10 protein-coding genes are annotated in these 10,965 nt (G+C 74.1%); 4 read left to right on the top strand and 6 right to left on the bottom strand.

Translation table 11 applies throughout. From position 1 onward, the window contains the following. The first annotated feature begins 25 nt into the window (after positions 1-25). The gene (locus QSJ97_RS22380; RefSeq protein WP_285674577.1) at positions 26-811 is read left to right on the top strand and encodes an SDR family oxidoreductase; all 786 of its coding nucleotides are present in this window, start codon (positions 26-28) and stop codon (positions 809-811) included. 6 nt (positions 812-817) lie between these two features. Here the strand turns inward: QSJ97_RS22380 and QSJ97_RS22375 are convergent, their stop codons facing one another. Next, positions 818-1,279: a hypothetical protein gene (locus QSJ97_RS22375; protein WP_285674575.1), complete on the bottom strand. Its 462-nt coding sequence runs from the start codon at positions 1,277-1,279 to the stop codon at positions 818-820. Between the two features lie 182 nt (positions 1,280-1,461). On the opposite strand from QSJ97_RS22375, the gene pcaD reads away from it, so the two are divergent. Next, on the top strand, positions 1,462-2,244 hold the full coding sequence (gene pcaD, locus QSJ97_RS22370; RefSeq protein WP_285674574.1) for a 3-oxoadipate enol-lactonase: 783 nt from the start codon (positions 1,462-1,464) through the stop codon (positions 2,242-2,244). A 307-nt stretch (positions 2,245-2,551) separates the two neighbouring features. Next, positions 2,552-3,409, top strand: a complete 858-nt coding sequence (locus QSJ97_RS22365) for an NHL repeat-containing protein (protein WP_285674573.1) — start codon at positions 2,552-2,554, stop codon at positions 3,407-3,409. A 9-nt stretch (positions 3,410-3,418) separates the two neighbouring features. On the opposite strand, the gene QSJ97_RS22360 is transcribed toward QSJ97_RS22365, so the two are convergent. Next, positions 3,419-4,240, bottom strand: a complete 822-nt coding sequence (locus tag QSJ97_RS22360; RefSeq protein WP_285674572.1) for a FadR/GntR family transcriptional regulator — start codon at positions 4,238-4,240, stop codon at positions 3,419-3,421. 185 nt (positions 4,241-4,425) lie between these two features. On the opposite strand from QSJ97_RS22360, the gene QSJ97_RS22355 reads away from it, so the two are divergent. Then, a complete protein-coding gene (locus tag QSJ97_RS22355) occupies positions 4,426-5,418 on the top strand; it encodes an amino acid ABC transporter substrate-binding protein (protein ID WP_285674571.1) in 993 nt (330 codons plus the stop codon). A 33-nt stretch (positions 5,419-5,451) separates the two neighbouring features. On the opposite strand, the gene QSJ97_RS22350 is transcribed toward QSJ97_RS22355, so the two are convergent. The 4 genes from QSJ97_RS22350 to upp form a co-directional block, all read right to left on the bottom strand. Next, positions 5,452-6,366: a hypothetical protein gene (locus QSJ97_RS22350; protein WP_285674570.1), complete on the bottom strand. Its 915-nt coding sequence runs from the start codon at positions 6,364-6,366 to the stop codon at positions 5,452-5,454. Between the two features lie 935 nt (positions 6,367-7,301). Further along, positions 7,302-7,709 (bottom strand): extensin family protein, encoded by a 408-nt coding sequence (locus QSJ97_RS25110; RefSeq protein ID WP_352231134.1) that lies wholly within the window; start codon positions 7,707-7,709, stop codon positions 7,302-7,304. A gap of 1,101 nt (positions 7,710-8,810) precedes the next feature. After that, positions 8,811-10,205, bottom strand: a complete 1,395-nt coding sequence (ahcY, locus tag QSJ97_RS22345) for an adenosylhomocysteinase (protein ID WP_285674569.1) — start codon at positions 10,203-10,205, stop codon at positions 8,811-8,813. A gap of 93 nt (positions 10,206-10,298) precedes the next feature. Beyond that, a complete protein-coding gene (gene upp, locus QSJ97_RS22340; RefSeq protein WP_285674568.1) occupies positions 10,299-10,964 on the bottom strand; it encodes a uracil phosphoribosyltransferase in 666 nt (221 codons plus the stop codon). Position 10,965 lies beyond the last annotated feature (1 nt).

Genomic DNA, 10,965 nt, shown 5'->3' with positions numbered 1-10,965 from the left:
GCGGCGGGAGCCGGGGGCCGCAGCGATGGCTGAGGCGGGGTTCGGGCTCGCGGGCGCGCGGGTGCTCGTCACCGCCGGGGCCGGCGGGATCGGCCGGGCCATGGCCGAGGGGTTCGCCGGCGCCGGCGCGCGGGTCTGGGTGACCGACATCGCCGGGGCGGCGCTGGCCGGGTGCCCGGCGGACTGGCGCCGGAGCCGGGTGGATGCCGGTGCGGAGGCCGAGGTCGCCGCGCTCTTCGCCGAGATCGAGGCGGGCTGGGGCGGGCTCGACGTGCTCTGTGCCAATGCCGGGACCGCCGGGCCGACCGCGCCGGTGGAGGCGGTGATGCTGGCCGACTGGCGTGCCTGCATGGCGGTGAACCTCGAGGGCGCCTTCCTGGCCGCGAAGCATGCGGCGCCGATGATGAAGGCGGCGGGGCAGGGCGCGATGCTGCTCACCTCCTCCACCGCGGGGCTCTTCGGCTACCCCAACCGGGCGCCCTATGCGGCGGCGAAATGGGGCGTGATCGGGCTGATGAAGACGCTGGCGATGGAGCTCGGCCCGTTCGGGATCAGGGTCAACGCGCTCTGCCCCGGCGCGGTGGAGGGGCCGCGCATGGAGGGCGTTCTGGCGCGCGAGGCGGCGGCCAAGGGCACCACGCCGGAGGCGATCCATGCCGGCTATGCCGCGGGCACCTCGATGCGCTCCTTCGTCACCGCCGCGGACATCGCGGCGATGGCGGTGTTCCTGGCCTCGCCGGGTGGGCGCCTCGTCTCGGGCCAGGCGATCGCGGTGGACGGGCACACCGAGAACCCCGACCCGAAGGTCTGAGCCGGCTCACGCCATCGCCACCGCCGGCGGCGCCAGCAGCAGGTAGACCCAGGTCAGCGCCAGCACCACCGGCACCCCGATCGCGCCGACCATGCCGAGGAAGGGGATCGCCGGCTCGACCGGCTGCACGATGGAGAACTCGCGCGGCGCCGCCTCCGCGGCATAGGCGCCGTGGCATTTCCGCCGCCATTGCCGGCTGCGCCACAGCGCCGCCGAGATCGAGACCAGCACCAGCAGGCAGATCGCGATGCCGAGCAGGGGCACCAGCGGGTAGAACAGGCTCTGGCGCAGCCCCTGGCCCTGCGCCCCGATGGTCAGCGGCACGAAGAGGAAGGCCTGGCTCGCCACCAGCCAGTTGACGCGGGCGTTGATCAGGTTGAGCTCGAACTGGATCTCCTCGCGGATGCGGATGTAGATCGCGTCGCCCTCGGGGCTGCGGCGGGCGGGGTCGGGCAGGCTCTCCGGCATCGGCGGTCTCCTGCATCGGCAGTCTCAGGAATCGGGGGACTCCGGGATCGGCAGTCTCCGGCATCGGGGGAGCCCCAGCCATAGCATCCGCCGGGCCGGTGCGCCACGCGAGCACTGGCGCTCGGGCCGCGGCCGCGGCAGAGTGCGGGGCGCGCTCGCGGCTGACAGGAGGGAGAGGCGACATGGATGCGATCACCATCGGCGGGGTCACGCTGCATTACGAGGACAGCGGGGCGCCCGACGCCCCCGCGCTGGTCTTCTCCAACTCGCTCGGCACGGATTTCCGGGTCTGGGACCCGCTGCTGCCGCATCTGCCCGCGGGGCTGCGCCGGCTGCGCTACGACAAGCGCGGCCACGGGCTCTCCACCCTGCCGGCCGGGCCCTGGACGATCGCCGACCATGCCGCCGATCTGGCCGGGCTGATGGATGCCCGCGGCATCGCCAACGCGGTGATCTGCGGGCTCTCGGTCGGCGGGCTGATCGCGCAGGAGCTCGCCGCCAGCCGGCCCGATCTGGTGCGCGCGCTGATCCTCTGCGACACCGGCGCCAAGATCGGCAACGAGGCGATGTGGAACGAGCGCATGGAGGTGATCCGCGCCGGCGGGCTGGCCTCGATCCTCGAGGGCAACATGGCGCGCTGGTTCACCGCCGCGTTCCGCGCCGACCACGACCGCCTGGCGCCCTGGTCGATGATGCTGGTGCGCACCCCGGTCGAGGGCTATCTGCGCACCGCCGAGGCGATCCGCGACGCCGATCTGCGCGAGCAGACCGCGGGGCTGCGCCTGCCCTGCCTGGCGCTCGGCGGCGAGGACGACGGCTCCACCCCGCCGGATCTCGTGCGCGCGCTGGCGGCGCTGATCCCGGGCGCGCGCTTCGAGCTGATCGCCGGCGCGGGGCATATCCCCTGCGTCGAGCAGCCGGAGGCGCTGGGGCGGCTGATCACGGGCTTCCTCGCAGAGCTCTGAGCGGCGACCCCGCGCACCGGTCCCGGAGGCGCCGGGGCGGACGATCGCCGGCTGCCCCGCGGAACTCCGGGCGGCGGCCCCGCGCACCGGTTCCGTGGGCGTCCGCCGGCGGCGCGTGCCGGGCCCGGCCCGGCGCCACTTCCCTGCGCCGCGCGGCCGGCGGCGCCGGGGCGGCCGACTGCGGGCTTCCTTGGGGGGCTCTGAGTGGCGGCCCCGCGCGCCGGTTCCGGGGGCGGGCGCCGGCGGCGCGTGCTAGGCTGGGCTTGGCCCGGCACCGCCTGCCGCCCGCAGCCGAGAGGGAGCCCCGATGCGCCTGCCTGCCCTGACCGCCGCGATCCTCCTCGCCCTCGCCGGCCCCGCGCCGGCCGATATCCGGGTGGAGGTGCTCGCCGTCAGCACCGCCGCGATGGAGAACCCGCACGACATCGTGCTGGGGCCGGGGGGGCGGCATCTCTACGTCGCGGATGTCGGCAACGACCGGGTGCTGGTGCTGGAGGCGGAGAGCCTGGCCGAGGTCGATGCCTGGGGCGCCGACCACCAGAGCGGCACCCATGACGTCGCCTTCGACGCCGCCGGCCGGCTCTACGTCGCCGACACCCACAACAACCGCGCCACGATCTATGCGATGGAGGGCACCCGGGGGCGGCTGGTGGGCGCGCTTTCGGAGCGGCTGCGCGGGGTCGAGGGCGTGCTGCCGCATCCCAATGGCCGGGTCTATGTCGGCGGCGCCTGGTCGGGCAACGTGGTGGCCTTTGCCGAGGGGCGCCCGGTGGCCGAGCTCGGCGGGCTCTCCAGCCCGCATGATCTCGCGCTGATGCCGGACGGCACGATCTGGCTGGCCGATTCGGGCAACGACCGGCTGCTGCTGCTCGATGCCGATCTCGGGGTGCTGCGCCGGCTCGAGGGGGCGCCCTACGGCTTCCGCGGCCCGCGCTATCTCGCGGTGATGCCGGACGGCACGCTGATCGTCGCCGACAAGAACAGCCATTCGGTGAAGGTGATCGCGGCCGACGGGCGGCTGCTCGGGGTGATCGCGGCGCTCGGCGCCGGGCTCTCGCCGGACCGGCTGCGCACGCCGGAAGGGGCGGAGATCAGCGGCGACACGCTCTGGATCGCCGATTCGGGCAACGACCGGGTGCTGCGGCTGCGGCTGCGGCTCGACTGAGCGGCCGGCTCAGCGGCGCCGGCGGCGCAGCGGGGCGGCCTCGGGCCGGCGCGACATGCTGCGGCGCTTGACCGCGACGGCGCGGCGGCGGTCCTCGTCCTCGGAGGCGCGATAGGCGCGCTCGACGAAATCGTGGTGGCGGTCGGAGGCGGCGGCGGCGGCTTCCGGATCGCCCGCCTCGATCGCCGCGACGATGGCCCGGTGCTGCGCCAGCAGGGCCTCCTTGGCGCCCGGCGCGCGGTAGAGAAAGCCGCGGTCGTAGAAGGTGCTGCGCGTCATCAGCGCATAGATCGCCCGCATGACATGGACGATCAGCGTGTTGTGCGCGGCCTCGATCACCGCCATGTGGAAGGCGCTGTCGAGGGCGCTCTCGCGCTCGCGCTCGCCGGCGGCCTGGGCGGCCTCCATCTGCGCCAGCAGGTCGGCGAGGATCTCGCGGTCGGCATCGGTGGCGCGCTGCGCGGCGAGATGCGCGGCGAAGCTCTCCTGCTCGCGGCGGAATTCGAGGAAGTCGAGGAAGGCCGAGCGGTTGCGCGCGAACAGCTCGATCAGCGCGGGCGAGAGCGCGGCGCCGGTCAGCGGCTGCACGAAGGCGCCCTCGCTGCGCCGGATCTCCACCAGCCCGCGGGCGGTCAGGGTCTGGAACGCCTCGCGCAGCTTCGGCCGGGAGACGCCGAGCGCCTCGGCCAGCTCGCGCTCGGGCGGCAGCTTCTGGCCCGGCCGCAGCACGCCGCAGATGATCAGCTGCTCGATCTGCTCGACCACGGCATCGGCCACTCGGTCCATTTCGACCTGCTCGAAGACGGCATTCGCGATCTCGACGCTGTTCATCACTGGGCTCCCGGTTCAGGGGCTTTGTTGCACTGCAATATGCCCTTGGTCAAGCAAATTGTGCAATGCACAATCACGATTGGGGGCGATCCGGGGGCGGGCCGGGGAAAAACCGCGTCTGTGGCGCAACCTCCTGCCGTCTGCTAGCCTGCCCTGCAACGACCGGCAAACCGACGGGGGCCGCCATGACCGCCAGCTTTCCGCCCCGCGCGCGGGGGGACCGCGTGACCGGCGCGCAGCACTCCGGCGTCGCGCAGCGGCGCGCGCCCCGGCGGGCGCTGCTCTGGGGGCTCCTCGCCGCGCTGCTCGCGGCGGCCCAGGCCGGCCCGCTCGCGCCGGCGGCCGGCGCCGGCGAGCGGCTCGACCGGATCGTCGAGAGCGGCAAGGTCCGCTTCGGCTTCCGCACCGATGCGCCGCCCTTCTCCAGCCTCGTGGCGGGCCGCCCGCAGGGCTTCACGGTGGATCTCTGCGCGCTGGTCGCCAAGGCGATCAAGGAGACCGCCGGGCTCGAGACGATCACCGCGAATTTCCAGCCGGTGGATACCGGCGCCCGCTTCGAGGCCATCGCGGCCGGCGAGATCGACGTGCTCTGCGGCGCCACCACCGCGACGCTCGGCCGGCGCGAGACGGTCTCCTTCTCGCTGCCGGTGTTCCATACCGGGGTCTCGGTGGTGATGCATCCCGAGGCGCCGGAGCCGCTGCGCCAGCTGCTGCTCGAGCGCGAGGCGGTGACGCTGTCGCGCCCGGCGCTCGAGGCGGCGCTCGCCGGCCAGCGCTTCGGCGTGCGCCGCGACACCACCGCCGGCGACTGGCTGGCCGAGGCGGCGATCTTCGGCGGGGCGGGCCCGGAGGTGGTGGATTTCGCGACCCACGAGGCCGGCATCGCGGCGGTGCGGGCGGGCGAGATCGCCGGCTATTTCGCCGACCAGGCGATCCTGCTCGGCCAGATCAACGGCGGCGCGGCGGAGCACGGCCTGCTGCTCTCGGCGCGCACCTTCACGCACGAGCCCTATGCGCTGGCGCTGCCGCGCGGCGACGAGGATTTCCTGCTGGTGATCGACCGGGCGCTCAGCCGGCTCTACCGCCAGCACCGGATCGTGCCGCTGCTGGAGTATCATTTCGGCCCGGTGGCGCCGGAGGCGCGGCAGTTCTACCAGCTGATCGCCCAGCCCGAGTGAGCCACCGGGCCGGGCCGGCGGCGCCGGCAGCGCTCAGAAATGGATCGTCACATCGGTGGTGACGCGCCAGCCGAACACCGATTCGGCGGTGTCGGCGCCGAGATCGAGGATGTTGCCCTCCACCGCCGCGCCGAGGATCAGGTTGTCCATCGGGCGGTAGCGCGCGCCGATCGCCAGCGTGAAGGTGCCCTGGGTGTCCTCGGCGCCGATGTCGAAGAGATCGACGCTGGTGAGGCTGGAGCCCGGGATGCGGTCGCCGCCATCGACCGGCAGCAGCAGGTTGGCCTCGATCAGCGGGTAGACCCCCGGCGCGACCTCGTAGTCGAGATGGCCGTGCAGGTGGAAATAGCTCCAGCTCTCCGCGCCGATGCCCCACTGGAAGCCGACCGCGCCCTGCGCCTGCCAGCCGCTGTCCCAGATCTTGGCGCCGGTGAGGAAGGTGTCGAGGAAGCCCTTGTGGCTGCCGGTGAGGTCGATCCCGGCGCTGTCGATATTGCCGGTGGAGGCGGTGTAGCGCACCCCCGCGGTGAGGATCTCGCCCGCCGCCGGGTTGCTGAGGAGGGCGTATTTCACGCCGGCCGCGAGGTCGAGGAAACCGTCGGCATCGGGCAGCACGCCGTCGAAGTCGAGATCGGCATAGCCGTCGGTGGTGGCGATGATGGCGAAGCGCTCGCCGAGCGCGAGGCGCGCCTGCACGGCGCCGCCGATCACCCGCCCGCCGTCGGTGACGAAGCCCGAGGGGATGCTGTGATAGAGGAAGATCGGCTTCACCTCGGTGGTGATGAAGGGCGTCTCGTTGAGCGTCGGATGCGTCACCGGCGGCACGTAATGGGTGAACCTGCCCGCCCCGAGCGAGCCCGCGAGATCGAGCCCCTCGGCCGCGGCGGGGGCGGCGAGGCTGGTGGTGCCGAGCAGGATGAGGGCGATCGTTCCGGGGATCTTGCGCATTGTCTTGTCTCCGTGGCTGTCCCGTTGCCCCGGCGCTCCTGCTGCGGTGCAGCATCGGCGTCGGCGGGTCCCAGAGACGCCCGCGGCGCTCACGAAACGTTGATCTGGGTCAGATGGGCGCGAATGCCGCAGCCGCGAAGACGGCCGCGCTCAGCGGCAGAAGCGGCAGAAGCGGCAGAAGCGGCAGAAGCGGCAGCGGCCCTGGCCGGCATGGAAAGGGCCGGCATCCCGGCGCCCTAGCTCCGGCCCCGGCACCGCGCAGGGCAACCGGCCGGGCCCGCCGCGGGCGGCGCACAGGCAGGCGGCCTGCGGCCCCGTGCCCTGCCCGCCGCGGTCGGCGGCAGGAGCGGCAGGGGCGGCAGTCAGCGGTCCGCGCGGCAGGCGCGGCAGTGGCCCTGGCCGGCATGGAGAAGGCCGGCATCCCGGCGGCCCTGCTCCGGCCCCGGCACCGCGCGGGGCAACCGGCCGGGCCCGCCGCGGTCGGCGCGCAGGCAGGCGGCCTGCGGACCCGTGCCCTGCCTGCCGCGGCCGGCGGCAGGGGCGGGAGGGGCGGCAGTCCGCGGCAGGCGCGGCAGGGGCCTTGGCCGCCATGGAAAGGGCCGGCATGCCGGCGGCCCTGCTCCGGCCCCGGTAACGCGCGGGGGAACCGGCCGGGCCCGCCGCGGTCGGCGCGCGGGCAGGCGGCCTGCGGACCCGTGCCCTGCCCACCGCGGTCGGCGGCAGGAGCGGCAGGGGCGGCAGTCAGCGGTCCGCGCGGCAGGCGCGGCAGTGGCCCTGGCCGCCATGGAGAAGGCCGGTATCCCGGCGGCCCTGCTCCGGCCCCGGCACCGCGCGGGGCAACCGGCCGGGCCCGCCGCGGGCGGCGCGCAGGCAGGCGGCCTGCGGACCCGTGCCCTGCCCGCCGCGGTCGGCGGCAGGAGCGGCAGAGGCGGCAGTCAGCGGTCCGCGCGGCAGTGGCCCTGGCCGCCATGGAAAGGGCCGGCATCCCGGCGGCCCTGCTCCGGCCCCGGCACCGCGCGGGGCAACCGGCCGGGCCCGCCGCGGACGGCGCACAGGCAGGCGGCCTGCGGGCCCATGCCCTGCCTGCCGCGGGCGCGGGTCAGGCGGCGCCCGCCGGCGGGGCGGAAACCCGGGATGCCGACGGCATCGGCGGCGGCGTGCTCGCTGATGTGGCCGTCGGCGCGGCGGATCGGGCGGCAGCCATCGGCGCCGCGGTTCCCGAGCCCGCTAGCCGGCGCGCCAGGATGCCGCCGCGCCGCCGGTTGCAGGGCGCGCGGCCCGGAGCGTGCGGCGCGGAGCGCGAGGCCCGAAGCGCGAGGCCCGGAGCGTGAGACGCAGCGCATTGCCCCCGGGGCCAGCGAAGGCCGCAGGCTGGCCGCCGGGCGGTTGGAGGCCGCGAGCCGCATGGCACAGCGGCGATGGCGCCTGGGGGGGAGGCGACCCGGTCTGCCGCCGCCGGCGCCTTGGCCAGCCGGGTCGGCACGGCGCGGCGGCGCCGGGCCGGGCGGGGCCGCATGGGGCCGTGAAGGGTCGCGAAGGGCCGTCGGGCGGTCGGGGGCCGCGAGCCGCATGGCACAGCGGCGATGGCGCCTGGGGGGAGGCGACCCGGTTCGCCGCTGCCGGCGCCTCGGCCAGCCGGGTCGGCGCGGCGCGGCGGCGCCGGCCGGGCGGGGCCGCGATGGACTGCGAAGGGCCGCGAAGGACGGCGGAGGGTCGCGAGGGGCCGCCGGGCGGTCGGGGGCCGCGAGCCGCGCGGCACAGGGGCGATGGCACTGGGGAGAGGCGATCCGGTCCGCCGCCGCCGGCGCCTTGGCCAGCCGGGTCGGCACGGCGCGGCGCGGCGGCGCGGGGCCGGGCGGGGCCGCATGGGGCCGCGATGGACCGCGAGGGACCGTGAAGGGCCGCGAAGGGTCGCGAAGGACCGTGAAGGTCCGCTGGGCGGTCGAGGGTGCGAGCCGCATCACACAGCGGCGTTGGCACCTGGGGGGAGGCGATCCGGTCCGCCGCCGCCGGCGCCTCGGCCAGCCGGGTCGGCACGGCGCGGCGGCGCCGGGCCGGGCGAGGCCGCATGGGGCCGCGAGGGGCCGCGAAGGGTCGCGGAGGGTCGCGAAGGGCCGCCGGGCGGTCGGGGGCCGCGAGCCGCGTGGCACAGGGGCGATGGCACTGGGGGGAGGCGATCCGGTCCGCCGCCGCCGGCGCCTCGGCCAGCCGGGTCGGCGCGGCGCGGCGGCGCCGGCCTGGCGGGGCCGCATGGGGCCGTGAAGGACCGCGAGGGACCGTGAAGGGCCGCGAGGGACCGCGGAGGATCGCGAGGGGCCGCGGAGGGTCGCGAGGGACTGGGGCAAGGTTCGCGGGGAAGTTCCTGCGCCGATCGGCCGGGGGAACTTTTCCGCGCTGCCGGAACCGGCGGAGCGAACCTTTGTTCGCCCCGCCGGCGCTCGCTGTCAGTAGCGGTAGTGGTCGGGCTTGAACGGGCCCGCCGGGGTCACGCCGATATAGGCCGCCTGCTCGGAGGAGAGCTCGGTCAGCCGAACGCCGAGCTTGGCCAGATGCAGCCGCGCCACCTTCTCGTCGAGATGCTTCGGCAGGATGTAGACCTCGTTGCCGTAGCGATCGCCCTTGGTCCAGAGCTCGATCTGCGCCAGCACCTGGTTGGTGAAGCTGGCCGACATCACGAAGCTGGGGTGCCCGGTGGCGTTGCCGAGGTTCAGCAGCCGCCCCTCGGAGAGCAGGATCATGCGGTTGCCCGAGGGCATCTCGATCATGTCGACCTGCGGCTTGATGTTGGTCCATTTCAGGTTCTTCAGGGCGGCGACCTGGATCTCGTTGTCGAAATGGCCGATATTGCCGACGATCGCCATGTCCTTCATCTCGCGCATGTGCTCGATGCGGATCACGTCCTTGTTGCCGGTGGTGGTGATGAAGATGTCGGCGGTGGCGGTCACGTCCTCGAGCTGCACCACCTCGAAGCCGTCCATCGCCGCCTGCAGCGCGCAGATCGGGTCGATCTCGGTGACCTTCACCCGGGCGCCGGCGCCGCGCAGCGAGGCGGCCGAGCCCTTGCCGACATCGCCATAGCCGCAGACCACCGCGGTCTTGCCCGCCATCATCACGTCGGTGGCGCGGCGGATGCCGTCGACCAGCGACTCCTTGCAGCCGTACTTGTTGTCGAATTTCGACTTGGTGACGCTGTCGTTCACGTTGATCGCCGGGAACGGCAGGTGGCCCTTCTCCATCAGCTGGTAGAGCCGGTTGACGCCGGTGGTGGTCTCCTCGGTCACGCCCCGGATGGCGTGGCGCTGGCGGGTGAACCAGCCGGGAGAGGCGGCCAGCCGGCGCTTGATCTGGGCGAAGAAATACTCCTCCTCCTCGGAGGTCGGGGTCTCGATCAGGCCGGTCTCGCCTTCCTCGACGCGGGCGCCGATCAGGATGTACATGGTGGCGTCGCCGCCGTCGTCGAGGATCATGTTGGTCGGCTGCCCGTCCGGCCACTGGAAGATCTGGTCGGTGTAGGTCCAGTAGTCCTCGAGGCTCTCGCCCTTGATCGCGAAGACCGGGGTGCCGGTGGCGGCGATCGCGGCGGCGGCGTGGTCCTGGGTCGAGAAGATGTTGCAGGAGGCCCAGCGGACATCGGCGCCGAGCGCCTTCAGGGTCTCGATCAGCACCGCGGTCTGGATCGTCATGTGCAGCGAGCCGGAGATCCGCGCGCCCGAGAGCGGCCGGCGCTCGCCGAACTCCTCGCGGCAGGCCATGAGCCCCGGCATCTCGGTCTCGGCGATGTCGATTTCCTTGCGGCCGTAATCGGCGAGCCCGATATCCGCAATGGCGTGGTCGGTCATGGTCATGCTCCTCAAGGCAGGGGAAGGCCGTTGCCCGGCGAGATAGCAGGGTAGGGACCGATCGACAATGTGGCGGCTGCGGCGCCGCCGGGTTCAGTCCTCGGAGCGGTGGTCCTTGGTGCCGAACAGCCGGTCGCCGGCATCGCCGAGGCCCGGCACGATGTATTTCCGGGCGTCGAGGCACGCATCCATCTTGGCGGCGAAGACCGGGACATCGGGATGCGCCGCGTGGAACGCCCGCGCGCCCTCCGGGGCGGCCACCAGCGCGAGGAAGCGGACGTCCTGCGCACCGGCCTCCTTGACCATGCGCACCGCCTCGATCGCCGAGCCGGCGGTGGCCAGCATCGGGTCGACCAGCACGGTGACCCGGTCGGTCAGATCGTCCGGCAGCTTGCAGAGATATTCCACCGGCAGCTTGGTGACCGGGTCGCGGAACAGGCCGATATGGCCGACGCGGGCCGAGGGCACGAGGTCGAGCAGCCCCTGCAGCAGCCCGTCGCCGGCGCGCAGGATCGAGACGAAGCACACCTTCTTGCCGGACAGCTTGGGCGCCATCATGGTCGCCACCGGCGTCTCGATCTCGACCTCCTCGATCGGCAGGTCGCGCAGCAGCTCGTAGGCCAGCAGCAGCGAGATCTCGCGCAGCAGGTCGCGGAACGAGGCGGTGGAGGTGTCCTTCATCCGCATCCGGGTGAGCTTGTGCTGCACCAGCGGGTGCAGGACCTCGGTGAAATTGGGCACGCCCGCCGTCTCGCTCATC

Source organism: Paralimibaculum aggregatum (genome assembly GCF_030270585.1).
Lineage (GTDB): Bacteria > Pseudomonadota > Alphaproteobacteria > Rhodobacterales > Rhodobacteraceae > Thermohalobaculum > Thermohalobaculum aggregatum.
Note: the sequence above shows the minus strand (reverse complement) of the source record. Positions and strands in the feature narration are given on the sequence as shown.

Excerpts from the sequence above, each read along its gene's own strand:
- QSJ97_RS22380 (WP_285674577.1), top strand. The coding sequence starts at position 26 with ATGGCTGAGGCGGGGTTCGGGCTCGCGGGCGCGCGGGTGCTCGTCACC.
- QSJ97_RS22375 (WP_285674575.1), bottom strand. The coding sequence starts at position 1,279 with ATGCCGGAGAGCCTGCCCGACCCCGCCCGCCGCAGCCCCGAGGGCGAC.
- pcaD (WP_285674574.1), top strand. The coding sequence starts at position 1,462 with ATGGATGCGATCACCATCGGCGGGGTCACGCTGCATTACGAGGACAGC.
- QSJ97_RS22365 (WP_285674573.1), top strand. The coding sequence starts at position 2,552 with ATGCGCCTGCCTGCCCTGACCGCCGCGATCCTCCTCGCCCTCGCCGGC.
- QSJ97_RS22360 (WP_285674572.1), bottom strand. The coding sequence starts at position 4,240 with ATGAACAGCGTCGAGATCGCGAATGCCGTCTTCGAGCAGGTCGAAATG.
- QSJ97_RS22355 (WP_285674571.1), top strand. The coding sequence starts at position 4,426 with ATGACCGCCAGCTTTCCGCCCCGCGCGCGGGGGGACCGCGTGACCGGC.
- QSJ97_RS22350 (WP_285674570.1), bottom strand. The coding sequence starts at position 6,366 with ATGCGCAAGATCCCCGGAACGATCGCCCTCATCCTGCTCGGCACCACC.
- QSJ97_RS25110 (WP_352231134.1), bottom strand. The coding sequence starts at position 7,709 with ATGCGCTGCGTCTCACGCTCCGGGCCTCGCGCTTCGGGCCTCGCGCTC.
- ahcY (WP_285674569.1), bottom strand. The coding sequence starts at position 10,205 with ATGACCGACCACGCCATTGCGGATATCGGGCTCGCCGATTACGGCCGC.
- upp (WP_285674568.1), bottom strand. The coding sequence starts at position 10,964 with ATGAGCGAGACGGCGGGCGTGCCCAATTTCACCGAGGTCCTGCACCCG.